Consider the following 23,413-nt stretch of genomic DNA (forward strand, 5'->3'; position numbering starts at 1 on the left):
GCAATCTCTGACCCTTTCACCATTACGGTCATTGGTAACAACTCGATAACATAGCAGATCCCCGGGATTAGCGATAGCTTAAAACCGTTCGAGGACAAAACTAGAGGAGAGTTTCATGGGAGCTTGGGACATTGCGATTTTCGCGGAGGAAGTAAATGTCGACTTCCTCGATGAGCTGGCAGCTCTGGATGGTGAGGAGATCGTGGAGGCGGTCAAGGACGCCTGCCTGCTGGCAGCTCAACCCGCCGGTGTCAGCGAAGATGAGGAGCTCAACGGATTGGCCGCCGCCACCATCGCGGCGATCTGGGCAGGCGCACCCTTCTCCGCAGGGGATGTCGCGGAGAGCTACCCCTTCCTCCGGGGGTTGATCGGCCGGGGCTCGGAGAAGCTCCATGAGATCGCCGGGGAACTTCTGGAGAACGCCGACACCGAAGAAGATCTCGAGGCTTACCTGGAGGCCCTGGCTTAAGGGTTTAGTGACCTCTTCGTGATCTTGGTGCTCCGCTTGTGGGGCACCTCGGTAGAGTGGTTGTGGTATCGCAGATTGCACAACGACAGGAGATGTCACCCCCTATGACCACGGTCACTGATTTCAAGGTCGCGGACCTCAGCCTCGCTGAGTCCGGCCGCCACCAGATCCGTCTTGCCGAGCATGAAATGCCGGGCCTGATGGAGCTGCGCCGTGAGTATGGCGAGGAGCAGCCGTTGAAGGGTGCCCGCATCGCCGGCTCCATCCACATGACGGTCCAGACCGCCGTGCTCATCGAGACCCTGACCGTGCTGGGTGCCGAGGTCCGCTGGGCCTCCTGCAACATCTTCTCCACCCAGGATGAGGCCGCCGCCGCGATCGTCGTCGGTGAGGGCACCCCGGAGAACCCCCAGGGCGTTCCCGTCTTCGCCTGGAAGGGGGAGACCCTGGAGGAGTACTGGGACTGCCTCAAGGAGATCTTCAGCTGGGGCGAGGGCATTGAGCCCAACATGATCCTCGATGATGGCGGCGACGCCACCATGGCTGTCATCCGTGGCCGCCAGTTCGAGGAGGCCGGGGTTGTTCCGCCGGTGGAGGATGGTGACTCCGATGAGTACCAGGCCTTCCTGGGAATGTTGCGCACCACCCTGGAGGAGGACAAGCAGAAGTGGACCCGCATCGCCGAGGCCGTGCAGGGTGTCACCGAGGAAACCACCACCGGTGTCCACCGCCTCTACCACTTCGCTGAGGAGGGCGTGCTGCCCTTCCCCGCCATGAACGTCAACGACGCCGTCACCAAGTCCAAGTTCGACAACAAGTACGGCACCCGCCACTCCCTGATCGACGGCATCAACCGCGGCACCGACATGCTCATCGGCGGCAAGAACGTCCTGGTCTGCGGCTACGGCGATGTGGGCAAGGGTTCCGCTGAGGCCTTCAAGGGTCAGGGCGCCCGCGTCAAGGTCACCGAGGCTGACCCGATCAATGCGCTGCAGGCCCTGATGGACGGCTACTCAGTGGTCACCGTCGAGGAGGCCATCGGAGAGGCGGATATCGTCATCACCGCCACCGGCAACTTCGGCATCATCACCTTCGATCACATGCTGAACATGAAGGACCACGCAGTCCTGGGCAATATCGGCCACTTCGACAATGAGATCGACATGGCCTCCCTGCTGCACCGCGATGATGTCACCCGGGTCAACATCAAGCCCCAGGTCGATGAGTTCACCCTGCCCAACGGCAAGTCCATCATCGTGCTTTCCGAGGGCCGCCTGCTCAACCTGGGCAACGCCACCGGCCACCCCTCCTTCGTGATGTCCACCTCCTTCGCGGATCAGACCATCGCCCAGATCGAGCTTTTCCAGAACCCGGACAAGTACGGCAATGAGGTCTACCGTCTGCCGAAGATCCTCGATGAGAAGGTCGCCCGCATCCACGTGGAGGCACTCGGTGGCACCCTCACCGAGCTGAGCAAGGAGCAGGCGGAGTACATCGGCGTCGATGTCGCAGGCCCCTTCAAGCCGGAGCACTACCGCTACTGATGATCATCAGCATCGAAGGAATTGACGGGGCAGGGAAGAACACCCTGGTCCGTGCCATCCAGCGGGAGACCGGAGCGCAGGCCCTGGCCTTCCCCCGCTACGAGGAGTCCATCCACGCCCAGCTGGCCGCCGAGGCCCTGCACGGAAGGATGGGGGATCTCACCGATTCCGCCTACGCCATGGCCACCCTCTTCGCCCTGGACCGCCATGGGGCGTTGCCCACCCTGGAACGCTTCGTCGATTCCGATGAGCTGCTGATCCTGGATCGCTATGTCGCCTCCAATGCGGCGTATTCCTTCGCCCGCACCGCCGATGAGGGGGTGATCGGGTGGGTCCACGACCTGGAATTCAACCGACTGGGCCTGCCCAAGCCTGATCTGCAGGTGCTGTTGGCGACCTCCCCGGAGACGGCGTCGCAACGCGCCATCGCCAGGGCGGAGCAGGACCAGAGCCGGGAAAGGGACCGCTATGAGCGGGACGGAGGTCTACAGAAACGTACCTATGCGGCCTATGAACGTCTCGCCGCGGAGAACTGGGCGGGAGATTGGCTGATTTCCGCTGAACAGACAGATATTCTCAAAGCAATCACCCTGAAGAGGTAGGAGTAACCTTGTCTGCCAAAATTCTCGTCGTCGATGATGACCCCGCGATCTCCGAGATGCTGACCATCGTGCTGGAGGCGGAGGGTTTCCATCCCATCCCAGTGATGGACGGCAATGAAGCTGTGGGAACTTTCCAACGGGAGCAGCCGGACCTGATCCTGCTCGACCTGATGCTGCCCGGAATGAACGGGGTGGACATCTGCCGCCTCATCCGTCAGGAATCCACCGTGCCGATCGTCATGCTCACCGCCAAGACCGACACCGTGGATGTGGTGCTCGGGCTGGAGACCGGTGCCGATGACTACATCACCAAGCCTTTCAAACCGAAGGAGCTGGTGGCCCGGATCCGGGCGCGGCTGCGTCGCACCGATGACGTCCCGGCGGAGGTCATCGAGGTCGGTGACCTGGTGATCGACGTTCCCGAGCACACTGTGAAGCGGGGAGGGGAGGAGATTCCGCTGACCCCCCTGGAGTTCGATCTGCTGTTGGAGCTGGCACGTAAGCCACGCCAGGTGTTCAGCCGTGAGGAACTGCTGGAGAAGGTGTGGGGTTACCGTCACGCCTCTGACACCAGGCTGGTCAATGTGCACGTCCAGCGGCTGCGCGCCAAGATCGAGAAGGATCCTGAGAATCCGCAGATAGTCCTCACCGTGCGTGGTGTAGGCTACAAGACCGGATTGCTCAATTAAAAGGGACCTGTCATTCTCGAACGTCTGAAACGGATCCGGTACCGCCTCTCGGAGCAGTGGCGCACGTCGCTCCAGATGCGGGTCATCGGCTCCATCTTCGTCGCCGCCGCGGTGGTGATGACCATCCTCGCGATGACCATGATCAGTTTGGTCGCGCAACGCCTGGTTGACTCCAAGCTGGATATCGCCGACGCGGAAATTGATCGCGCCCGGGTGGCGGTGGAACAGCAGATCGACGCCACCGGCTCGAACACCTCCACCCAGGCGCGGATCAATGCTGCCCGGGCCTCGCTGACAAACTTAAGTTCGGGGGAGACGGCGGCCACCTATGAACCGGTGCTGCTGGTGGTCAATCATGACGGCTCCACCACAGCTTCCCCAGAGGGTTACCAGATACCGACCCGGCTGATGCACTTCGTCAGCCAGGGTCAGGTGTCCTACCAGTTCGCCATGGTCAACCGGGCTGATGGTTCCGCCTACAATGCGCTGGTCATCGGGACCCCCACCGATTCGGACATCCCCAACCTGCAGGTCTACCTGGTGCTGTCCATGGAGTCGGATGAGTCCACCATGGCACTGATGCGGGGGCTGCTCTCCGCGGCCGGCGTGGTCGTGGTGGTGCTGCTGGTCGGCATCGCCTGGCTGATGGCCCAGCAGGTCACCGCCCCAGTGCGTTCCGCCAGCCGGATCGCCCAGCGACTGGCGGCCGGCCACCTGCGGGAACGCATGGTGGTGGACGGGGAAGACGAGATGGCACGTCTGGCGATGAGCTTCAACGCGATGGCGGAGTCCCTGTCCAAACAGATCCACCAGCTGGAGGAGTACGGCAATCTGCAACGCCAGTTCACCTCCGATGTCTCCCATGAGTTGCGGACCCCGCTGACCACGGTGCGGATGGCGGCCGACCTGATCGACGCCAGCTCCGAGGACTTTGAACCACACACCAAACGTGCCACCGAGTTGATGATCCGCGAATTGGACCGCTTCGAGTCCCTGCTGGCCGATCTCCTCGAGATCTCCCGCCATGACGCCGGGGTGGCGGATCTTTCCGCCACCCGCCTGGATGCGCGCACCTGTGTCACCGCCGCCTGGCAGCAGGTGGAGCACCTGGCGAAGGAACTGAACGTGCCGGTCAACATCAACCTGCCGGATGAGGCGGTCTACCTGACCGGTGACCCCCGTCGGATTGAGCGGGTGCTGCGTAACCTGCTGGCCAATGCCATCGACCACTCCGAGGGACGGTCGGTGGACCTGGATATCGGGGCGAATGAGGAGGCGGTGTCCATCACCGTCACCGACCACGGGGTGGGCCTCAAGCCCGGCCAGGAGGAACTGGTGTTCAACCGTTTCTGGCGTGCCGACGCCTCCCGGGTCCGCCACTCCGGTGGCACCGGCCTGGGGCTGGCGATCGCCCGGGAGGATGCCCTGCTGCACGGGGGTGACCTGGACGCGGTCGGTGAGACCGGGGTGGGTTCGCAGTTCCGGTTGACGCTGCCGCGCGAACCGGGAAAGACCTACGTCAAGGCGGCCCTGCCGCTGCAGGTACCGGAGGCCGAAGATGAATAAGTTCCTGCGGAGCGCGCTGGGAATCCTGCTCAGTGGTGCCCTTCTCGCCGGTTGCACCTCCCTTCCCTCCGACACTGAACCTCAGGCCCTGCGGCCCTTCTCCCCGGGGGAGCCGGTTGACGCTGAAATCCAGCCGACCCCGGGGGCGGAACCAGACCTTTTGCTGCGTGATTTCTTCACTGCCTCCGCCCGGCCCAGCATGGATTATGAGGCCGCCCGTTCCTTCCTTGCCGAGGAAGCGAATCAGGTGTGGAATCCGCAGGCCTCCACCCTGATCGTGGACCGTGTGGACCTGATCACCCAGGCCGGTGCCACCGCTGCGGAGCGGACCTTCGCGGTGCGTGGCAATGTGATAGGCCAGTTGGCGGAAGGTGGGGCCTATCAGGTGGAGAACGGGGTCTATGAGGCCCAGATCGAGATGGAGAAGGAGGACGGGGAGTGGCGTATCTCCTCCCTGCCGGAAGGTGTCGTTCTGGAACGCACCGAGCTGCGCAACCAGTACGAGCCGCATAACCTCTACTTCTTTGAGCCGGGTGGAAGGCTGCTGGTCTCGGACCGCCGCTGGGTCTACGCCGGTCAGGAGACCCTGGACTCGGTGCTGATCTCCCTGATGATGGAGGGTCCCGGCGCCAATATTGCTCCGGCCGTTGATTTCAGTCTGCCCGCTGAGGCGGTCTTCAGCGGGGTGCAGGATGGCATCTATAAATTCTCCGGACTGGCCGGCCTGGACACCTCGGAGCGGCAGAGTTTCGCGGCGCAACTGGTGTGGACCCTGGCGATGGCGAATATCCCGGGCCCCTATGCGGTGGAGGTGGACGGACTGCCGATCAGTGAGAACTTCCCGGTGTTGAGCACCGATGATTTCGCCGAGTTCAATCCCCGTGCGAATGTGGGCACACCGGCCCCGCTGTACGCCCTGAATGAGGGCAGGCTGCTGCGGGTGGGTGCGAACCAGGCCAACCCGGTGGAGGGTGATCTGCGGGAGATCAGTGACATCGAGTCCGCCGACATCACCTCGGACCGCACCGGGGCGGTGGTACGTCGCCGTGGGGATGAGTCGGTGTTGGCTCTGGGCGGGGTGAATGAGCCCCTGGGCGAGGTGTTGCGGGCGGACAGCATCTCCCGCCCCTCCTTTGAACCGGATCATGCCGCGGTGTGGGTGGCCGTCGACGGCAACAGGGTGACCCGGGTGGTTCGTTCCACCGCCACCGGTGAGGTGGTGCAGAGTGAGGTCGACACCTCCTTCCTGAACGAGATGGACGGGGAAATCTCGGTGCTGCGCCTTTCCCGTGACGGGGCCAGGGTGGCGATGATCATCGGTGGCCGCGTCTATACCGGAGTGGTCAACCGCCCCGGAACGGGGCAACGCCGCATCGTGAATGTGCAGGAGATGGCACCCCAGCTGGCGGGTTCCGCACTGGCCCTGGACTGGCAGCCGGATGGTTCGCTCCTGGTGGGCACCTCCAGCCCGGAATCCCCGATCTGGCGGGTGGAGAAGGACGGCTCAGCCGTGGCCTCCCTGCCCTCCGGCAATATCACCGCCCCGGTGGTCGCGGTGGCGGCTTCCTCAAGCACCCTTTATGTCACCGATGCCCGGGCAGTGCTGCAGATGCCGGTCAATGGTGGGGATTCCGCCTTCTGGCGGGAGGTGCCGGGCCTGCAGGGCATGCGTTCATCCCCGGTGGTGGCCAATTAGCCATGGAGTTGTTGCTGCCGCGGCGCTGTGCCGCCTGCGGTGATCCTGGCACGGTGCTCTGCCCGGCCTGCCGGGAAGCTTTTCGACGCCCACCCGAAAGGGTGTTCACGGGCGTCGATACGCATGTGCCGGCCTTCGCGCTGGGACCCTATGATGAGCGCCGACGGGCGGTGATCGTGGCGATGAAGGAGCGCAATAACCGGGAGGTCCGGAAGTATCTGGGGGCGGTACTGAAGGCGGGCGTCGATACGCTCCGCGCCAGGGGGGAGTTACCCGAACGGATGACTCTGGTGCCGGCACCGACCCGGCGGGCCAACGCCAGATTGCGGGGCGGTGATCCCGTCGCCGACTGTTGCCGGGCCACGGGGCTGCCGGTTGTGGGTGCCCTGCATCATGGCCGGGTTCGGGATTCCGCGGGCCTGGATGCCCGCTCCCGCCGCCGGAATCTCGCCGGTGGGGTGGGGTTGAGTCAGGTTCCGGCTGGACCGATCCTGCTGGTGGATGATGTTATGACCACCGGGGCGACCATCGCGGCATCCGCCGAGGTGCTTTTCTCCGCGAGGGCTCAGGTTGTGGCGGCCCTCACTCTGGCGGCTGCATGAAATCCACCTCCAATTGATGCTCAGGTTATGACCGGATGTACACTGGGGGCACAGACAGTCCCGTCGACACGGAGGAGAAGCAAGTGACTACACCTGCTGAGAACAATGTCCTGAGCCCGGATACCCAGGTGTCCATCACCGGCCGCAATGTTGAAGTTCCGGAGCACTTCGCGGAGCGGGTCAACAGCAAGCTGGCGAAGATCGAGCGCCTCGACCCCACCCTGACCTTCTTCCACGTGGAGCTGCAGCACGAGCCGAACCCGCGCCGCTCGGATGCCAGCGATCGTCTCCAGATCACCGCCACCGGTAAGGGCCACATCGCCCGCGCCGAGGCCAAGGAGGACAGCTTCTACGCTGCCCTGGAAACCGCACTGGCCAAGCTGGAGCGTTCCCTGCGCAAGGTCAAGGCACGTCGTTCCATCTCCCGTTCAGGCCACCGTGCCCCCGCGGGTGCTGGCGAGGTCGCCGCTGAGCTCGCCCAGGAGGCACAGGCCGCACGCGCTGAGGAGAAGAACCCGGATCCCTACGCCGATAAGGTCGAGGATGTTGTCCCGGGCCAGATCGTGCGTACCAAGGAGCACCCCGCCCAGCCGATGTCCGTGGATGATGCCCTCTCCGAGATGGAGCTGGTCGGCCACGACTTCTACCTCTTCATTGATGAGGAGACCAGCCGTCCTTCCGTGGTGTACCGTCGCCACGCTTTCGACTACGGTCTGATTTCTCTCGCTGCAGAGCAGTAGTATTTGAGTGAGATTTACCACTGAACCGTTCCCCCAGGGGAGCGGTTCAGTTGCATTTGGGATCAGGTGCGTAGAATATCCCCGATAGGCTAGGTTTCTTCCCATAAAGAAGATGTCGGAAACATATTAAGGACGACTGCACAGTGTTTGGATTGTCCAAGCTCCTTCGGGCCGGTGAGGGGCGCACCGTCAAGCGTCTCCGTAAGATCGCTGACGAGGTCATCGCCCTCGAAGATGATTATGCCGCGCTCAGTGATGAAGAACTCAAGGCCAAGACCGCCGAATTCAAGAGGCGTCTCGGCGAGGGGGAGAGCGTTGATGACCTTCTCCTCGAGTCTTTCGCCACCGCACGCGAAGCTTCCTGGCGGGTGCTGGGCCAGAAGCACTACCCGGTGCAGATCATGGGTGGTGCCGCCCTCCACTTCGGCAACGTCGCTGAGATGCGCACCGGTGAGGGTAAGACCCTGACTTCGGTGCTGCCGGCCTACCTCAACGCCCTCGAGGAAAAGGGTGTCCACGTGGTCACGGTGAATGATTACCTGGCCAAGCGTGACGCCGAGATGATGGGTCGTGTCCACCGCTGGCTCGGCCTTGAGGTCGGGGTGATCCTCTCCGAGATGCGTCCCCCGGAGCGTAAGAAGGCCTACGCCGCCGACATCACCTACGGCACCAACAATGAGCTGGGCTTCGATTACCTGCGCGATAACATGGCCCGTAGCCTGCGTGACCTGGTGCAGCGTGGTCACCACTTCGCCATCGTCGATGAGGTGGACTCCATCCTCATCGATGAGGCCCGCACCCCGTTGATCATCTCCGGTCCGGTGGATGGTTCCTCCCGCTTCTTCTCGGTCTTCTCGCAGCTGGCCCCGCGCATGACCAAGGACATCCACTATGAGGTGGATGTGCGCAAGCGCACCATCGGCGTGCTCGAGGATGGTGTGGAGTACGTCGAGGACCAGCTCGGTATCGGCAACCTTTATGCCCCGGAGAACTCCCAGCTGGTCAGCTACCTCAACAACGCGATCAAGGCCAAGGAGCTCTTCGAACGCGATAAGGACTACATCGTCCGCAATGGTGAGGTCATGATCGTGGACGGCTTCACCGGCCGTGTGCTCGGTGGCCGCCGCTACAACGAGGGCATGCACCAGGCGATCGAGGCCAAGGAGGGGGTGGAGATCAAGAATGAGAACCAGACCCTGGCCACCATCACCCTCCAGAACTACTTCCGTCTCTACTCCAAGCTTTCCGGCATGACCGGTACCGCCGAGACCGAGGCCGCCGAGCTGCACTCCATCTACGGCCTGGATGTGGTGCCGATCCCGACGAACCGGGACAACCAGCGTGAGGATCTCGTGGACCGGGTGTACAAGACCCAGGAGGCGAAGTTCGCCGCCGTGGTCGATGACATTGCGGAGCGTATCGAGGCCGGTCAGCCGATCCTGGTGGGCACCACCTCGGTGGAGCGTTCCGAGTACCTCTCCAATCTGCTGCAGGCCAGGGGTGTCAAGCACAATGTGCTCAACGCCAAGCATCATGAGCAGGAAGCCCAGATCATCGCCCAGGCGGGCCTGCCGGGCAATGTCACCGTGGCCACCAACATGGCTGGTCGAGGCACCGATATCGTGCTGGGTGGTAACCCCGAGATCCTCCTGGACATGAAGCTGCGGGAGCGCAGCCTGGATCCCTTCGAGGATGAGGAGGCCTACCAGGCGGCCTGGGATGAGGAGCTGCCCCGCATCAAGGAGCGCACCGCCGAGCGGGCCGAGAAGGTCCGCGAGGCAGGTGGCCTCTACGTGCTGGGTACTGAGCGTCATGAATCGCGCCGCATCGATAACCAGCTGCGTGGTCGTTCCGGTCGTCAGGGTGATCCGGGTACCACCCGTTTCTACCTCTCGATGCGTGATGAGCTCATGGTCCGCATGGTCGGTCAGTCCATGGAGAACATGATGAACCGCCTCAACGTCCCCGATGATGTCCCGATCGAGGCGAAGATGGTGACCAACTCCATCAGGGGTGCCCAGGCGCAGGTAGAGAACCAGAACTTCGAGATGCGTAAGAACGTCCTGAAGTACGATGAGGTGCTCAATGAGCAGCGCAAGGTCATCTACGCCGAGCGTCGTGAAATCCTCGAAGCCAAGGACCTGGGCGAGAACATCCAGTTCATGATCGATGACACGATCTCCGCCTACATCGACGGTGCCACCGCCACGGGTTATGTGGAGGACTGGGATCTCGATGAACTGTGGAATGCCCTGGATGGTCTCTACGGCCCCACCTTCACCTGGCAGTCGCTTCTCGACGGCACGGAGTACGGCTCTGCAGGCGAACTCAGCGCCGCAGATCTCAAGAAGGCCATCCTGGCGGATGCCCACCGTGAATACGATGAACTCACCACCAATGTCTCCGCCATCGGCGGGGAGCGTCAGATGCGCAATATCGAGCGTCAGATCATCCTCCCGGTGATCGATCAGAAGTGGCGCGAGCACCTCTATGAGATGGACTACCTCAAGGAGGGCATCGGCCTGCGTGCCATGGCTCAGCGCGATCCCCTGGTGGAGTACCAGAAGGAGGGTGGCGACATGTTCAACGCCATGAAGGACGGCATCAAGGAGGAGACCGTCCGCCAGCTCTTCCTGCTGCGCAAGCAGTTCGCGCCGAAGGAAGAGACCGTGGAGGCCTGACCTTCAGATGACACGGAAGGTGCGCAGCCGCCAATGACTGCGTCCCAACCGTGTCAGACTGGCGGTGAAACCGTGCGGCTGGCCCGCCACGGTGGCACTGCCGAAAATTTCCTCGCCACGCAGATGCAGGGAGTCCAACCGGACCGGCCCTCGGGGGCCAGGCAGTGCGCGGCGGGCGGTGACGTGGGCTCTGACGCCCACGTCGAAACGTTTCCGGCTCAGATGCTGTGGCGGACGGATCCCGAAGGCCGTCTCCAGGGCGATCATGGTCAACTGCCTGGCGGTGCCCTGAATCTCCTCCGCCGTGCTGTGCGGCGGCAGGGTTTCCTTCGGGCGAGCTGGAGCGGAATGAAGAATTTTCAGGTGACTGAGACCTGGAAGCGGAACCAACAAAACATCTCCCTGTATTTTCGGACAGGGCAGAGCGACAATGGGCTGGGTATCATTGTGGCACAACAACGCGGTGAATGAAGGAGTAAATGTGCGTGGACTGATTGTGGATTATGCAGGTGTCCTGGACGGCACCGAGGAGGACCAGCGTCGCTGGCGCAACCTCTTCGCGGCCGCCCGGAAAAACGGTGTGGGGACCGCCATCCTCTCCAATGACCCGGGTGGCCCCGCAGCTGAGCCGATCCATGAGTGGGAGCTGCGCGGCATTGTCGACGCCGTCCTGCTCTCCGGGGAGATCGGCGTCGAGAAGCCCGAGACCGAGGCTTTCCAGATCGCGGCGGACTCCATGGAGCTGCCGATGAATGACTGCGTGCTGGTGGATGATTCCATCCTCAACATCCGCGCCGCCGTCGAGGCCGGGCTGGTGGGTGTCTACTACCAGCAGTTCGACCGGGCGATCGTGGAGATCCAGAACCTCTTCGACATCGAAGGAGAGTTCTAGAGCGTATGCGTGTCTACATCCCCGCCACCTTCGCCATGCTCACTGAGCTGAGCGAAAACTCCGTGTTCACCGCCCGCTCCGGCTGGGGTTTCGCGCTGACCCCGGCCCTGGTAGAGTTCTACACCTCCGGTGATGAGGAGGAGATCGCGGACGCCGCCTTCCAGGACGCCGCCGAGGCCTCCCTGCGTCTGCTGGCCATCGGTGATGAGGAGAAATTCCCGCACCGTCGCATCGTGGTCACCGTTGATCTGCCCGATGAGCAGGTGAGCCTGGAGCCGGAGAACGGCGAATCCGTGGTGAAGCTCTCCCCGGCGCAGATCCAGCTGGATCAGGTTGCCGCCCTGCATGTGGATCTGGCCGAGGCTGAGGAGCAGACCAAGGCCGCCATCGCCGTCATCGACGCTTCTGACCTGGGTGACACCGATGCGGAACTGACTGTGGGTGATGCCCAGGACAACCTCATGGCCTGGTATGACCCGAGTGAACTTCCCTTCCTCATCGAATTGCTCTGAGCAGCAGTTATATCTGCTGAATTAGTCTGAATGGGCTCCCGCTTTTGGGGGTCTTTTCGGCTTTGTGGGGGAGGTCCGTGTCCGGGGCCCCTGCTAGCGTTCGATTTCGAACACATGAGCTAGTGGGTCAGGGAGGGAAGCATGATGGCCGAGGAAGCCTTCTTCACGGTCAATGATCAGGGGAGTCCACTCGCCAGGTACGGGCGGGAACAGGTGCAGCGGGAATTCCTGCTCTGGGATCACATCAGTCCGGGGGAGGGGGTTGATGCGGACGCCAGTGCCGCGATCATCGCCTCGGCGCTGGGTATCTCAGCGCATCGCGCCGAAAGGCTGGGTGATGTCGTCGCCTTCCTTCGCCGCCTGCCCAGGTTGCGGGCCCTGCAGCTGGAACTCTTCCATCTGGACATGTACCGCCTGGAGGGGATCTGGCGGGTGCTGCAGGTGGCCAAGGATGAGCTCCTGCCGGAGATCGACGGCCTCCTGGTGGAGCTGCTCACCCCGACCCGGCCCCAGCAGGAGCTGCTGGGTCGGAATGCGATCATGAACCGAATCAAGGCCATGCTCGATGAGCTGGACCCGGAGATATCCACCAGGGAGAAGTCCACCCGGGATTGTCCCGAGGCCACCACCCACCTGCGTCCGGATGGCATCGGGGAGCTCAATGCCACCTATTCGGCGGAGATCGTCTCCGAGATCGACCAGCTGATCCGGAAGAAGGTGGAGGAGACCGGGTTGAACCGGGCGGATGCCCTGCTGGAGCTGATCCGGGGTGTCGGCCAAGTGAGAGTGGTGCTCAATGTCTACACCGCCAAGGATGTGCCTGAGGCGCCGGTTTATGTGCCGGGGGTGGGCTGGCAGGATGCCACCGTCTCCGCGGAGCTGCGGGAGCGTGCCGAGCAGATCCGGGATCTGGATGGGGCGGCGCAGGAGGTGGGCACCGCCTACCAGGCATCCCCGAAGTTACGGGCCTTCCTGATCGGCCGGGACGGTTACTGCCGGTTCCCGGGCTGCACGGTGCCGGCGCAACGCTCCCAGGTGGAACATTGTGCGGACTACGCCAAGGGTGGGGCCACCTCAGCCGCCAACTGCGCCATGTTCTGCCAGCACCACCACAACATGAAGACCGATGGGCGTTTCAGCTATGAACTGCACCCCGAAACCGGGGAAGCCCTCTTCAACTTCCTGGACGGCACCGTGATCTCCACCATGCCACAGGGACCGATCGCCCCGGAGGGCGCGCGCTGGGTGCAGACGGTGGGGCAACGCCGTGAGCAGCGCCGAAAGCGGGCCCGCGAGGAAGCCACGCGCGTGATCGTGGAGGAGCGGAAAACTGAGCCGGAACCACCTTTTTGAAAATGGGGCTTTGCTGTGGACAAAGGAACCTACGTTGCCGTAGGCTACGGTCTCGTAAGGTAAGCGGATTAGGAAAGAACGGTTCTACATGGCATCCACCACCCGCGATGGTCTTGGACGGGCACGTGACGTGCTCCGTCGTTTCACCACGCCATTGCTGCCCGATGACTACACTCAGCTGATCAACCCGCTCTGGTCCACCAGGGAACTGCGCGGCAAGATCGAAGTGGTTGAAACCGCGGCCGATGACACTATCCATCTGGTGATTTCACCGGGCTGGGGTGTTCCGGTCGATTTCGAAGCAGGCCAGTATATTGGTATCGGCGTACAGATAGACGGACGTTACACTTGGCGCAGCTATTCACTGACCAACACCCCCGACACCACGGCGGGACACTTCTCCATCACCGTCCGCGCGGTGGAGCGGGGTCGCCTCTCCAACCACCTGGTGGGCACCGCCAAGGCGGGGGACACCGTTCGTCTGGCAGCCCCGGCAGGTGACTTCCACCTGACCAACCCGATCCCAGAGAAGCTGCTCTTCATCACCGCCGGCTCCGGTATCACCCCGGTGATCTCCATGCTGCGCACCATGAAGGACCGCAACCTCCAGAGCGATGTCCGAGTCGTGCATTCCGTGCGTCGTCGCGAAGATCTCGTCTTCGGGGATGTGCTTGAGGGTGTGGACGCCACCGTGAACTACACCTCCGAATCGGGCCGCGTGGGTCCGAAGGAGATCAAGAAGATGGTGCCGGACTTCGCCGAGCGCGTGGTCTACGCCTGTGGCCCGGCCCTGATGCTTGACCAGGTTGAGGAGTGGGCGGAAGCCCACGACATGGAGATCCGTACGGAGCGTTTCACCATTGACCGTGCCTCCGAGGCCAAGGGCGGCACCGTCACCTTCGGGGAGCGCGGTTCCATCGAGGTTGACGGCGCCACCACCATCCTGGAGGCTGGTGAATCCATCGGCATCCAGATGCCCTTCGGCTGCCGCATGGGCATCTGCCAGACCTGTGTCCGCCAGCTCGATGAGGGCCACGTCCATGATCTGCGTTCCGGCCAGACCCATGAGCCCGGATCCCGCATCCGCACCTGTGTGTGCGTCGCCGCCGGTGACGTCACCATCGATGTCTAAACGCACATCCACGTAAGAAGTCAGGAACACTACACATGGCCATTGACAATATTCAGGCATATTCCCACCTCTCCGATGAAGACATCCGGGAGATCGGCGCCCGACTTGACGCCATCCGCGAAGAGTTCGAGGCGGACCTCGGTGAAAAGGACGTCCGCTACATCAAAGGACTGATCCGCACCCAGCGTTACATGGAGGTCGCGGGACGTGCGGCACTCCTCTTCTCCGGCAGGAAGCCCTTCTGGTTCGCCGGGGTGACCCTGCTCAGCCTCTCCAAGATCCTCGAGAACCTGGAGATCGGCCACAATGTCATGCACGGTCAGTGGGACTGGATGAATGATCCGGAGATCCACTCCACCACCTGGGAGTGGGACAATATCTGCCCGGGTTCCCAGTGGATGCACACCCACAACGCGGTCCACCACAAGTACACCAACATCCTCGGCATGGACACCGACGTGGGCTACGGCATCCTGCGTGTCACCCGTGACCGTAAGTGGACCACGATGCACGCCTTCCAGCCGATCGTCAACGCCACGCTGGCCTCCCTCTTCCAGTGGGCCGTGGGCTTCTACGATGTGGAGCTGGGCAAGCTGGCCGCCGGCCGTGCCACCTGGAAGGAGACCGCCCCGAAGTTCTGGGAGACCGCGCGTAAGGCCGGCAAGCAGAACCTGCGTGACTACGTGCTCTTCCCGGCGCTGTCCGGCCCCAACTACAAGAGCACCATCACCGCCAACGCCACCGCGAACTTCATCCGCAGTGTCTGGGCGTATGCGGTGATCTTCTGCGGCCACTTCCCGGATGAGGCGGAGACCTTCACCAAGGAGCAGTACAAGAACGAGACCCACGATGAGTGGTATCTGCGCCAGATGCTGGGCTCCGCGAACTTCCGGGGCGGCAAGATCCTCACGATCCTCTCCGGCAACCTGAACTACCAGGTCGAGCATCACATCTTCCCCGACATGCCCTCCAACCGGTTGTCGGAGATCGGCAAGCGCGTGGAGCAGATCTGTAAGGAATACGACCTGCCCTACAACACCGATTCCTTCCCGGCGCAGCTGTTCAAGGTCCAGAAGACCCTGCTGAAGCTGACCCTGCCGAATAAGCTTCTGGCCGCCGACCGGGACAATGCCCCCGAGGTGCGTTCCAACCGTGCCTTCACCAAGTACCCCGAGGTGGAGAACCAGCTGCACGTCGGTGCCGATGAGAAGGGCGAGCGGGCTGGTCTGCGCACCGGCCTGAAGCTGCTGAAGAAGCTGCGTCCCACCGTGGTGCAGTCCATCCAGCACTTCAGTGGCCGCACCCCGCAGCGCACCCTGGCCTAACGCAGTTCGCCGGTCCAGCTGGCGTAGGTGACCGGGAAGGTGCGCTGTTCCCGGTCGGTGATCACGGCCCACACCCGGACCGTGAGCACCGCTGAGGCCACCGCCAGGAACACCGGCAGATAGCCCTGGGGTTCCATGTCGGTGAACTCCACCGCGGCGATCATGCCGAATAGGGGAGCCGCCATGGTCGTGGAGAGAAAAGCTGCGGCCCCCAGGAGTGCGAAGGCTGCGGGTGGGACCCCGAGCAGGGGTTCCAACAGCGTGCCGACGATCGCGCCGATCATCGCGCCCAGTGCGAAGGCGGGGATCAGGGTGCCGCCCACCGTTCCCACCCGGAAGGCCAGCAGCAGCACCACCAGACGCAGCACCCCCAGCAACAGCAGTGCCTGGAGCGTTAATCCATCAGCGAGCACGGTGTCAGAGGTCCAGCGGGCGTTGGCGACTGCCCCGGGCACGAAGTAGGCGATCACCGCGATCAGCAGGAAGCCCAGGGGCAGCTGCCAGAGAATTTTCCTGCCCTGCTTGGGGGCCGCCAGGGCTGCCTTGTTGGCTGCCTGGCTGAACCAGTGGCCGCAGAGCCCCGCCACAATTCCGGCGATGATGGCCGCCACATACATCCAGGGACTCTCCGTCAACGGGACGGTGCTGAAGACATCCGGGGTGGGGACAAAAAGCCCGGTGGTGGCCACCGCCGTACTCGTGGTGATGATGGTGATCACCACGGTGCGGGTGGACATCTCCACCAGCAGCACCTCCAGGGCGAAGAGCACCCCTGCCAACGGCAGGTGGAAGCTGGCACCCAGACCCGCGCCTGCGGCAGCGGCCACCAGAATGCGCTTGGCGTCGATATCCAGCTCCAGCCAGCGACTGAAGCGCTCACCCACCAGGCTGCCGGCGATGCGTGGGGCATTCTCCTGGCCGACCGGGGCGCCGGCCGCCACGGTGGTGACCTGCAGAAACGCGGAAGCAATGGTCTCCGGGATGGGGACCTTCTCCCCGCGCATCGCACCGACCACGGACACCTCCCGGCGACCGTAACGGTGCACGATATACCAGGCCCAGGAGGTCAGGACCCCGAGCACCACCAGGGTGATGGCCTGACGCAGGGGCGACACCGAGGCAGCCGGGTTGGCGTTGTGGAGATGATCAGTACCGTAGACCAGCCTTTCCACCCCGAGCACCGACCAGTTCAGGGCGGCGATGAATAAACCGGTCAGAATGCCGATGATCGCGCCGAGTACGGCCAGCCGGTTCAGGGGGACCTGGGTCAACGGTGGTTTAGGCATCTACTCCCAGTCCTCATTGGTGCGCAGTGCAGCGAGCAGACCACGCACCGCGGTGGCCCGGCGCCCACTGGCACCCTCCAGCTCATCCAGGGCGCACTCAGGGTCCGCTGGCGGGCCCATGTGGGTACAACCCCGGGGACAGTTCTCCACAGCCTCAGCAAGGTCGCCGAAGACACCCACCACCGTGTCGGCATCGACATGTGCCAGACCGAAGGAACGGATACCCGGGGTGTCGATGATCCAGCCGTCCTTGACGGGAAGCGCCACCGACTGGGTGGAGGTGTGACGGCCCTTGCCCACCCCGGACACCACACCGGTCTCCCGGTGGGCATCCGGGACGATGCGGTTGACCAGGGTGGACTTGCCCACCCCGGAATGACCGATCAAGGCGGTGACCTGCCCTTCCACCAGCTCCATCAGGGGCTCAATGGGGTCCTCCACACCACAGACGATGACCTGGACGTCCAGGTCCGCGAATTCCGCAGCAAACTCCGAGGGGTCCGCCAGATCAGACTTGGTCAGGCAGATGATGGGCCTGATATTTCCGACGAAGGCGGCGATCAGGGAACGCTCCACGAAACCGGACCGGGGAGGGGGATCCGCCACCGCGCAGACGATCAGCAGCTGCCCCGCATTAGCCACCACGATCCGCTCATAGGGGTCGGTGTCATCCGCGGTGCGCCGCAGCACCGAGGTTCTTTCCTCCAGCTTCACGATCCGGCTCAGGGTGCCCGGCTGTCCGGAGGTGTCCCCGACCACCCCCACCCGGTCCCCGACCTCAATGGGGGTGCGGCCGAGTTCGCGGGCCCGCATGGTGACGACGGCATCAGTTCTGCCGTCCAGTACGACGCCCCACCGGCCGCGGTCCTTGGTCACGACCATGCCGAATTCGGCATCCTCATGCGCGGGGCGGTCCTTGGTGCGGGGGCGGGTGCCCCTGCCGGGGCGGACACGGATATCGGATTCATCCCAGGATCTAGCCATTATCGGAAACCATCGCCTCCCACATATCCGCAAAACCGGGCAGGGTCTTCGAGGTGGTCTGGATATCCTCCACCTGAACCCCCTCCACCGCCAGACCGATGATCGCGCCGGCGGTGGCCATGCGATGGTCGGCATAGGAGCGCCAGAGCCCGCCGTGCAGCGGCGCCGGCTGGATGAGAAGGCCGTCGTTAAGCTCCCGGCAATTACCACCCAGGCGGTTGATCTCGCTGGTCAGAGCAGCCAACCGGTCCGTCTCATGGCCGCGCAGATGGGCGATGCCGGTGAGCCGGGATTCACTGCCCGCCAGGGCGGCCAAGGCAGCGACCGTGGGGGTCAGTTCACCGATGTCGGACATGTCCAGGGAAATGCCGCGCAGCGGGGCGACCGGGCCGGTGACCTCAAGGTCATGATGGTCACCCTCGGCGATGAGCTCCACAGTGCACCCCATCTTCTCCAGGATGGTGCGGATGACATCACCCGGCTGGGTCGTCTCAATCGGCCAATTCGGGATCCGCACCGTGCCACCGGTGAGGGCCGCCGCCGCGAGGAAAGGCGTGGCATTGGACAGGTCAGGTTCCACCACCCAACGCTTGCCCTCCACCGCACCGGGGTAGACGGTCCACTCATTCTGGGTGACCTCGACCCGCACCCGGGCCTGGCGGAGCATGTCCACGGTCATCTCGATGTGGGGGAGGGAGGGGAGGGTGTCCCCGGTGTGGCGGACGGTGATACCACGGCGGAAGCGGGCCCCGGCGAGCAGCAGCCCGGAGACGAACTGGGAGGAACCGGAGGCGTCGATCTCCACGGTGCCGCCCTCCGGTGCGCCCTGGCCGTAGACGGTGAAGGGCAGGCGGTCACCCTCGATGGAGGCCCCCAGGGTGCGGAGGGCATCGAGGATGGTCGACATGGGGCGGATCCGGGCCTGGGGGTCCCCGTCGAAGAGGACGGTGCCGCGCGCCAGGGTGGCGATCGGTGGCAGGAAACGCATGATGGTACCGGCCAGACCACAGTTGACCTGGGCACCATGGAACTCATTGGGGGTGATGCGGATGCTGTCCTCGCCGCTGACTCCGACACCTAAGGCACGCAGTGCCTCAGCCATGAGGTCGGTGTCACGGCTGCGGAGGGCACCGTCGATGGTGGAGGGGGAATCGGCGATGGAGGCAAGGACGAAAGCACGGTTGGTGATGGACTTGGAACCGGGGACCTGCTGCACCCAGTTGATGGGGCCGCGGGCTCGCGGGGCGTTCCAGACACTGGCGGAGGATGACACAGGGGTATTCACACCCCCATAATAGATGCCATGTGTGGTCGCTTTGTTCTATTCACCACCGCCGAGGCGCTTATCGACGCCGCGGGGGTCCACTTTGCTCAGGTGTCGGCGCCGCAGGGCACCCCCGGCCCGCGCTACAATCTTGCCCCCACCCAGGTGATACCAATCCTTCGGGAAGGGGTGATCGAGCCCGCACGCTGGGGTCTGCTGCCCCATTGGAAGAAGGATGAAACCGGGCCACCCCTGTTCAATGCCCGTTCCGAAACCGTGGCCACCAAACCCTCCTTCCGGGACGCCTACCGCCATCACCGCTGTCTCATCCCCATGAACGGCTATTACGAGTGGCATGAGAAGAAACCTCAGTTCGTCTCCCTCGGTGGGGATGACAGCGAGCTCATGTGGGCGGCCGGGTTATATGCCACCGGGCTGGGCAAACTTTCGGCGACGATGCTCACCACCGACTCGGCTCCGCCCATTGAGTGGCTCCATGACCGGATGCCGCGCTTCCTCAGCGATGAGGAGATCCCGGCCTGGCTGGCAGGGGAGGATATGGCGGGTTCCCTGACCCCACCGGAGCTGCTCTCCCGTTTCGTGGTCCGGCCGGCAGCCCGGGAGGTGGGTAATGTCCGCAATGACTACCCGGAGCTCATCGCCGCAGATCAGTGAAGCGGGCCCCACAGAGTTGGGCGAGGTGGGTGGGGGAGAGCCGGATGTCCAGGCCCCGGCGGCCCCCGGAGACATAGATCTGTGCGGCATGCTCCACCGTGGCGTCGATCAGGGTGGGCAGCGGGGTTTTCTGCCCGAGGGGCGAGATCCCGCCGGTGACATAGCCGGTGGCGCGCTCGGCCTGTCGGGGGTCTGCCATCCCCGCTTTCCGGGCGCCCAGGGCGGCCGCCGCCTTCTTCAGGTTCAACTGGGCGCTGACCGGGACGCAGCAGACCGCCAGCCCCTGATCGGTGCTGATCACCAGGGTCTTGAGTATCAGGTCGGGGTCCACGCCGAGTTCTGCCGCGGCATGCTCGCCGAAATGTTCACGGGAAGCCTGGAAGCGTTGCAGTGCGTGGGGGAGAGCTGCGTCGATGAGTGTCTGTACCGCCCTGGTGGGTGCCTTCGCCATGGCAGCATTATCCCCGAAAGGCCCGGGGCTTCTACAATGAGGTGAATGGCACCACAGAAAGGGTTGGGCCCTCATGGTTGAAGAAGAGCTCACGAAGCGCTTCGAGGAAGAAGCGATGCCGTTGATAGATCAGCTCTACGGCGGAGCGCTGCGTATGACACGCAACCCCACGGATGCGGAAGACCTGGTGCAGGAGACGTACATGAAGGCCTACCAGGCCTTCGACAGTTTCAAGCCGGGCACGAATCTCAAGGCCTGGCTGTACCGCATCATGACGAACACCTACATCAACGTCTACCGCAAGCGGCAGCGTCAGCCCTTGCAGACCTCCGCGGAGGATGTCACCGACCGGCAGCTCTACACCACCTCCTCACATGACTCCACCGGTCTGCAGTCCGCGGAGGTGCAGGCTCTGGAGCGGCTGCCCAACGGCAAGATCGTGGACGCCATGAACCACCTCAGCGAGGACTACCGCATGGTGGTCTACTACGCCGATGTGGAGGGTCTGGCCTACAAGGAAATCGCCGAAATCATGGGAACCCCCTTGGGTACCGTGATGTCCCGGCTGCACCGGGGAAGAAAACAGCTGCGTTCCATGTTGAAGGAAGTGGCACATGAGCAGGGAATTGGTCTTGACCACCCTGACAATGAGAAGAACCCGGCACAGACAAGCTCGAAAAGGTGACCCGACGATGACCTACAACTACGATCCCTGCGGCTGCGGGTGTGATGAGAAGTATCAGTCACTCTTCGCCCTACTCGATGATGAATTGTCTCCGGGTGAGTGCGATGCCCTCCGCGAGCACATCAAGGATTGCCCTGAGTGTTACAGCAGGCTCACCGCAGAGCAGAAGATCCGCGCCCTGGTGAAGAAGTGCTGCCAGGATCAGGCGCCCCCCACCCTGGTGGAGCGGATCAGCCTCAGCATCCGCATTGAGCGGGGTTAGCTGGCCTGAGGCAGAAAAGTCCGGAGCCCCCAGGGAATGATTCCCTGGGGGCTCCGGACGTGCTCAGCTCTTAAATGACTTAAGAGTTGGGGCGCTTACCGTGGTTGGCGCCCTTCTTGCGGCGATCCTTACGCTTACGACCACGCTTGCTCATGGTGTTCTCCTTGTTGCTGGCAGTTGTAGATACTCGGGACAACTGTAGCGCTTGACTTTGGAAGGGAGGAAATCAGGGTTGCCGCTTCTGGTTGCAGAAGGGGTGTGGCTTAGGCGGTGACGACGCGGGCGCGGCCACGACCGCGGTTCTTGCGGCGCTTGAGTGCGCGGCGCTCGTCCTCGCTCATGCCACCCCAGACGCCGGCATCCTGACCGGATTCCAGGGCCCACTTCAGGCACATGGAGGTGACGGGGCAGCGGTTGCAGACAACCTTGGCCTTTGCGATCTGGGCAAGTGCGGGGCCGGAGTTACCGACCGGGAAGAACAGCTCGGGGTCTTCGTTACGGCAAACAGCTTCGTCGCGCCAATCCATGATTAATTCTCCTTTAGATAGTAAAAGTCATTACGTGAAAGTTGGCATGCCGAAGTCGGTATGAGTTTCGGCTGCGGTTTAAATGCATGAGCGCCATGGGAACTGGGCGAGTCTTTAAACTGGGCCACGGTTCATCTGGCGTTAACTCTTCGATGTTCCAGAGTTCTCAACCAGGTCATGCGCTGGTCGTTTTTGCTACCTGAAGATAATGACACGTATTCCAAATGTTGGCTAGGGTTGCAGTGGAAATTGTGATGAGTATCACAGAATTTAAAAAGTTAGCAAGGGCGAAATGTATGGTCCGTCACATTTCATTCAGAATGTGCGATGCTCTCACCTGCGGAAATGGAAAAATGTGATGAGCAAGACAGAAAGCATGAGGTCAAATCATATGCCAGAGGGGGGTGTCGCCGAGCCCATGACTAGGTGATTGAGTCCAAGGGGTCCCCGGTGCGTGGCTACCGCTAAAAAAGGGCGAGAGTGCCCATGATTGAATTTGTGGAAAACAACATAGACACTCTCGCAACAGCACTTTATACCACCTGCGATGACTACCTCAACGCCCATCTCGAACTCCTCCCACCACGCCCGAAAATCGGGATCCAACCACAGATCACCGATGCTGAAATCATCACCCTGGCCGTGATGGAATCCCTTCAGGGATACACCTCCCAACGCCACTTCATCCGCCACACCAGAAAACGCTTCACCAGCACATTTCCCTACATCCCACAGCAATCCGGTTACAACAAACGACTCCGGAAACTCACCACCGTGATGCAGCACGTGATGACCCACCTGGCCACCTCGACTGGCCTGCTCAATGATGATGTCTGGGTCGTGGACTCCACTCCGGTTGAATGTGGCCGGTCCCGGGAAACAGTGAAACGATCCGACCTGGCCGGCTACGCCGAGTACGGTTACTGCGCCTCGCATTCCCGGTTTTTCTGGGGATGCCGACTCCACCTGATTAGTACTTTGCATGGGCTGCCGGTTGGCTACGCACTCACTGGTGCCAAAGCCGATGAACGCGCCACACTGCTGGCGATACTGGAGACAGTTCCGGTGATTGTGCCGACCGGGCAGGTCATCATGGCGGATAAGGGCTATAACGGTGCCTGGCTGGAAGACGAGCTGACAACTGGTGGTGTTGAGTTGCTTCGCCCGGCCCGGAAAGGGGAAAAACCCAGGCCAGGAAAACAATTCTTGAAACCATTGCGGCAGACTATCGAGTCGGTGTTCAACACGATGAAAAGCCAGCTCCATCTTGAACAACACGGCAGCCGCACTGCCGGTGGGTTGGTCTGCCAGGTCGTTAAACGCCTGCTGGCATTAACCGCAGCGATCTGGCATAACCACGCCACCGGCCAACCTGCCCTGCGATCACTGATCGCCTATGACCACTAAACCCCCAGCACACCCTTGGACTCAATCATCTAGAATGGCAAGCTGTGACTGACAACCGACCCCCTGCCC

General features: G+C 62.8%; 25 protein-coding genes. 18 read left to right on the plus strand and 7 right to left on the minus strand.

From position 1 onward, the window contains the following. The first annotated feature begins 115 nt into the window (after nt 1-115). From COCCU_RS03340 to secA, 9 genes are all read left to right on the plus strand, one after another. Entirely contained in the window at nt 116-469 is a 354-nt protein-coding gene (locus tag COCCU_RS03340) for a DUF4259 domain-containing protein (RefSeq protein WP_156230214.1), read from the plus strand. 104 nt (nt 470-573) lie between these two features. Next, on the plus strand, nt 574-2,013 hold the full coding sequence (ahcY, locus tag COCCU_RS03345; RefSeq protein ID WP_156230215.1) for an adenosylhomocysteinase: 1,440 nt from the start codon (nt 574-576) through the stop codon (nt 2,011-2,013). Next, the gene (locus COCCU_RS03350; protein ID WP_156230216.1) at nt 2,013-2,615 is read left to right on the plus strand and encodes a dTMP kinase; all 603 of its coding nucleotides are present in this window, start codon (nt 2,013-2,015) and stop codon (nt 2,613-2,615) included. The genes ahcY and COCCU_RS03350 overlap by 1 nt, the downstream gene beginning before the upstream one ends. An 8-nt stretch (nt 2,616-2,623) precedes the next feature. Beyond that, on the plus strand, nt 2,624-3,304 hold the full coding sequence (gene mtrA, locus COCCU_RS03355; protein WP_156230217.1) for an MtrAB system response regulator MtrA: 681 nt from the start codon (nt 2,624-2,626) through the stop codon (nt 3,302-3,304). A 75-nt stretch (nt 3,305-3,379) separates the two neighbouring features. Continuing rightward, nucleotides 3,380-4,870: an MtrAB system histidine kinase MtrB gene (mtrB, locus tag COCCU_RS03360; RefSeq protein WP_156230218.1), complete on the plus strand. Its 1,491-nt coding sequence runs from the start codon at nt 3,380-3,382 to the stop codon at nt 4,868-4,870. After that, nucleotides 4,863-6,566 carry an MtrAB system accessory lipoprotein LpqB gene (gene lpqB, locus COCCU_RS03365; RefSeq protein WP_156230219.1) on the plus strand — a complete coding sequence of 568 codons (1,704 nt, stop codon included), beginning with the start codon at nt 4,863-4,865 and terminating at the stop codon, nt 6,564-6,566. The genes mtrB and lpqB overlap by 8 nt, the downstream gene beginning before the upstream one ends. 2 nt (nt 6,567-6,568) lie before the next feature. Further along, a complete protein-coding gene (locus COCCU_RS03370; protein ID WP_156230220.1) occupies nt 6,569-7,168 on the plus strand; it encodes a ComF family protein in 600 nt (199 codons plus the stop codon). A gap of 83 nt (nt 7,169-7,251) precedes the next feature. Beyond that, complete coding sequence (gene hpf / locus COCCU_RS03375; RefSeq protein WP_156230221.1) at nt 7,252-7,908, plus strand: ribosome hibernation-promoting factor, HPF/YfiA family; 657 nt, start codon at nt 7,252-7,254, stop codon at nt 7,906-7,908. A gap of 143 nt (nt 7,909-8,051) precedes the next feature. Continuing rightward, a complete protein-coding gene (secA, locus tag COCCU_RS03380; RefSeq protein WP_156230222.1) occupies nt 8,052-10,589 on the plus strand; it encodes a preprotein translocase subunit SecA in 2,538 nt (845 codons plus the stop codon). Nucleotides 10,590-10,592: 3 nt separating this feature from the next. Here the strand turns inward: secA and COCCU_RS03385 are convergent, their stop codons facing one another. Then, nucleotides 10,593-10,979: a hypothetical protein gene (locus COCCU_RS03385; RefSeq protein ID WP_156230223.1), complete on the minus strand. Its 387-nt coding sequence runs from the start codon at nt 10,977-10,979 to the stop codon at nt 10,593-10,595. A 91-nt stretch (nt 10,980-11,070) separates the two neighbouring features. Between COCCU_RS03385 and COCCU_RS03390 the strand changes: the two genes are divergently transcribed. The 5 genes from COCCU_RS03390 to COCCU_RS03410 all read left to right on the plus strand — a co-directional run bounded on the left by COCCU_RS03390 (nt 11,071) and on the right by COCCU_RS03410 (nt 15,803). Next, on the plus strand, nt 11,071-11,481 hold the full coding sequence (locus COCCU_RS03390; protein ID WP_156230224.1) for an HAD family hydrolase: 411 nt from the start codon (nt 11,071-11,073) through the stop codon (nt 11,479-11,481). Nucleotides 11,482-11,486: 5 nt separating this feature from the next. Beyond that, nucleotides 11,487-11,993 carry a DUF6912 family protein gene (locus tag COCCU_RS03395; RefSeq protein ID WP_156230225.1) on the plus strand — a complete coding sequence of 169 codons (507 nt, stop codon included), beginning with the start codon at nt 11,487-11,489 and terminating at the stop codon, nt 11,991-11,993. A gap of 141 nt (nt 11,994-12,134) precedes the next feature. Further along, a complete protein-coding gene (locus tag COCCU_RS03400) occupies nt 12,135-13,346 on the plus strand; it encodes an HNH endonuclease signature motif containing protein (RefSeq protein WP_156230226.1) in 1,212 nt (403 codons plus the stop codon). Nucleotides 13,347-13,434: 88 nt separating this feature from the next. Beyond that, nucleotides 13,435-14,478 (plus strand): ferredoxin reductase, encoded by a 1,044-nt coding sequence (locus COCCU_RS03405; RefSeq protein ID WP_156230227.1) that lies wholly within the window; start codon nt 13,435-13,437, stop codon nt 14,476-14,478. A 35-nt stretch (nt 14,479-14,513) separates the two neighbouring features. Further along, nucleotides 14,514-15,803 (plus strand): fatty acid desaturase family protein, encoded by a 1,290-nt coding sequence (locus COCCU_RS03410; protein ID WP_156230228.1) that lies wholly within the window; start codon nt 14,514-14,516, stop codon nt 15,801-15,803. Here COCCU_RS03410 and COCCU_RS03415 read toward each other — a convergent pair. From COCCU_RS03415 to aroA, 3 genes are read right to left on the minus strand one after another with little or no spacing between them, the layout of a single operon-like run. Continuing rightward, the gene (locus tag COCCU_RS03415) at nt 15,800-17,089 is read right to left on the minus strand and encodes a chloride channel protein (RefSeq protein ID WP_156230229.1); all 1,290 of its coding nucleotides are present in this window, start codon (nt 17,087-17,089) and stop codon (nt 15,800-15,802) included. The two genes, COCCU_RS03410 and COCCU_RS03415, sit on opposite strands and share 4 nt — an antisense overlap. Then, nucleotides 17,090-18,073 carry a ribosome small subunit-dependent GTPase A gene (gene rsgA / locus COCCU_RS03420; RefSeq protein ID WP_156230230.1) on the minus strand — a complete coding sequence of 328 codons (984 nt, stop codon included), beginning with the start codon at nt 18,071-18,073 and terminating at the stop codon, nt 17,090-17,092. After that, entirely contained in the window at nt 18,066-19,358 is a 1,293-nt protein-coding gene (gene aroA, locus COCCU_RS03425) for a 3-phosphoshikimate 1-carboxyvinyltransferase (RefSeq protein WP_231598845.1), read from the minus strand. The genes rsgA and aroA overlap by 8 nt, the downstream gene beginning before the upstream one ends. An 18-nt stretch (nt 19,359-19,376) precedes the next feature. Here aroA and COCCU_RS03430 point away from each other — a divergent pair, with 18 nt between their 5' ends. Beyond that, nucleotides 19,377-20,012: an SOS response-associated peptidase gene (locus COCCU_RS03430; protein WP_156230231.1), complete on the plus strand. Its 636-nt coding sequence runs from the start codon at nt 19,377-19,379 to the stop codon at nt 20,010-20,012. Here COCCU_RS03430 and ybaK read toward each other — a convergent pair. Then, nucleotides 19,993-20,463, minus strand: a complete 471-nt coding sequence (gene ybaK / locus COCCU_RS03435; RefSeq protein WP_156230232.1) for a Cys-tRNA(Pro) deacylase — start codon at nt 20,461-20,463, stop codon at nt 19,993-19,995. The genes COCCU_RS03430 and ybaK overlap by 20 nt on opposite strands. Nucleotides 20,464-20,536: 73 nt before the next feature. Between ybaK and COCCU_RS03440 the strand changes: the two genes are divergently transcribed. Further along, a complete protein-coding gene (locus tag COCCU_RS03440) occupies nt 20,537-21,148 on the plus strand; it encodes a sigma-70 family RNA polymerase sigma factor (protein WP_156230233.1) in 612 nt (203 codons plus the stop codon). Nucleotides 21,149-21,155: 7 nt separating this feature from the next. After that, nucleotides 21,156-21,410 carry a mycothiol system anti-sigma-R factor gene (gene rsrA, locus COCCU_RS03445; RefSeq protein WP_156230234.1) on the plus strand — a complete coding sequence of 85 codons (255 nt, stop codon included), beginning with the start codon at nt 21,156-21,158 and terminating at the stop codon, nt 21,408-21,410. 79 nt (nt 21,411-21,489) lie between these two features. On the opposite strand, the gene COCCU_RS14915 is transcribed toward rsrA, so the two are convergent. Both COCCU_RS14915 and COCCU_RS03450 read right to left on the minus strand, forming a co-directional pair. Next, nucleotides 21,490-21,564, minus strand: a complete 75-nt coding sequence (locus COCCU_RS14915; protein ID WP_096877815.1) for a 50S ribosomal protein bL37 — start codon at nt 21,562-21,564, stop codon at nt 21,490-21,492. A gap of 109 nt (nt 21,565-21,673) precedes the next feature. Then, the gene (locus COCCU_RS03450; RefSeq protein WP_156230235.1) at nt 21,674-21,937 is read right to left on the minus strand and encodes a WhiB family transcriptional regulator; all 264 of its coding nucleotides are present in this window, start codon (nt 21,935-21,937) and stop codon (nt 21,674-21,676) included. 498 nt (nt 21,938-22,435) lie between these two features. On the opposite strand from COCCU_RS03450, the gene COCCU_RS03455 reads away from it, so the two are divergent. Continuing rightward, the gene (locus COCCU_RS03455) at nt 22,436-23,344 is read left to right on the plus strand and encodes an IS982 family transposase (protein ID WP_197088475.1); all 909 of its coding nucleotides are present in this window, start codon (nt 22,436-22,438) and stop codon (nt 23,342-23,344) included. Nucleotides 23,345-23,413: the final 69 nt, after the last annotated feature.

The organism is Corynebacterium occultum, from assembly GCF_009734425.1.
Classification (GTDB): domain Bacteria; phylum Actinomycetota; class Actinomycetes; order Mycobacteriales; family Mycobacteriaceae; genus Corynebacterium; species Corynebacterium occultum.

Coding starts and splice junctions, on each gene's coding strand:
- COCCU_RS03395 (WP_156230225.1), top strand. CDS start 11,487: ATGCGTGTCTACATCCCCGCCACCTTCGCCATGCTCACTGAGCTGAGC.
- COCCU_RS03450 (WP_156230235.1), bottom strand. CDS start 21,937: ATGGATTGGCGCGACGAAGCTGTTTGCCGTAACGAAGACCCCGAGCTG.
- COCCU_RS03370 (WP_156230220.1), top strand. CDS start 6,569: ATGGAGTTGTTGCTGCCGCGGCGCTGTGCCGCCTGCGGTGATCCTGGC.
- COCCU_RS03410 (WP_156230228.1), top strand. CDS start 14,514: ATGGCCATTGACAATATTCAGGCATATTCCCACCTCTCCGATGAAGAC.
- COCCU_RS03440 (WP_156230233.1), top strand. CDS start 20,537: ATGGTTGAAGAAGAGCTCACGAAGCGCTTCGAGGAAGAAGCGATGCCG.
- rsgA (WP_156230230.1), bottom strand. CDS start 18,073: ATGGCTAGATCCTGGGATGAATCCGATATCCGTGTCCGCCCCGGCAGG.
- COCCU_RS03415 (WP_156230229.1), bottom strand. CDS start 17,089: ATGCCTAAACCACCGTTGACCCAGGTCCCCCTGAACCGGCTGGCCGTA.
- ahcY (WP_156230215.1), top strand. CDS start 574: ATGACCACGGTCACTGATTTCAAGGTCGCGGACCTCAGCCTCGCTGAG.
- COCCU_RS03340 (WP_156230214.1), top strand. CDS start 116: ATGGGAGCTTGGGACATTGCGATTTTCGCGGAGGAAGTAAATGTCGAC.
- COCCU_RS03350 (WP_156230216.1), top strand. CDS start 2,013: ATGATCATCAGCATCGAAGGAATTGACGGGGCAGGGAAGAACACCCTG.
- lpqB (WP_156230219.1), top strand. CDS start 4,863: ATGAATAAGTTCCTGCGGAGCGCGCTGGGAATCCTGCTCAGTGGTGCC.
- ybaK (WP_156230232.1), bottom strand. CDS start 20,463: ATGGCGAAGGCACCCACCAGGGCGGTACAGACACTCATCGACGCAGCT.
- rsrA (WP_156230234.1), top strand. CDS start 21,156: ATGACCTACAACTACGATCCCTGCGGCTGCGGGTGTGATGAGAAGTAT.
- mtrB (WP_156230218.1), top strand. CDS start 3,380: ATGCGGGTCATCGGCTCCATCTTCGTCGCCGCCGCGGTGGTGATGACC.
- COCCU_RS03405 (WP_156230227.1), top strand. CDS start 13,435: ATGGCATCCACCACCCGCGATGGTCTTGGACGGGCACGTGACGTGCTC.
- COCCU_RS03400 (WP_156230226.1), top strand. CDS start 12,135: ATGATGGCCGAGGAAGCCTTCTTCACGGTCAATGATCAGGGGAGTCCA.
- COCCU_RS03430 (WP_156230231.1), top strand. CDS start 19,377: ATGTGTGGTCGCTTTGTTCTATTCACCACCGCCGAGGCGCTTATCGAC.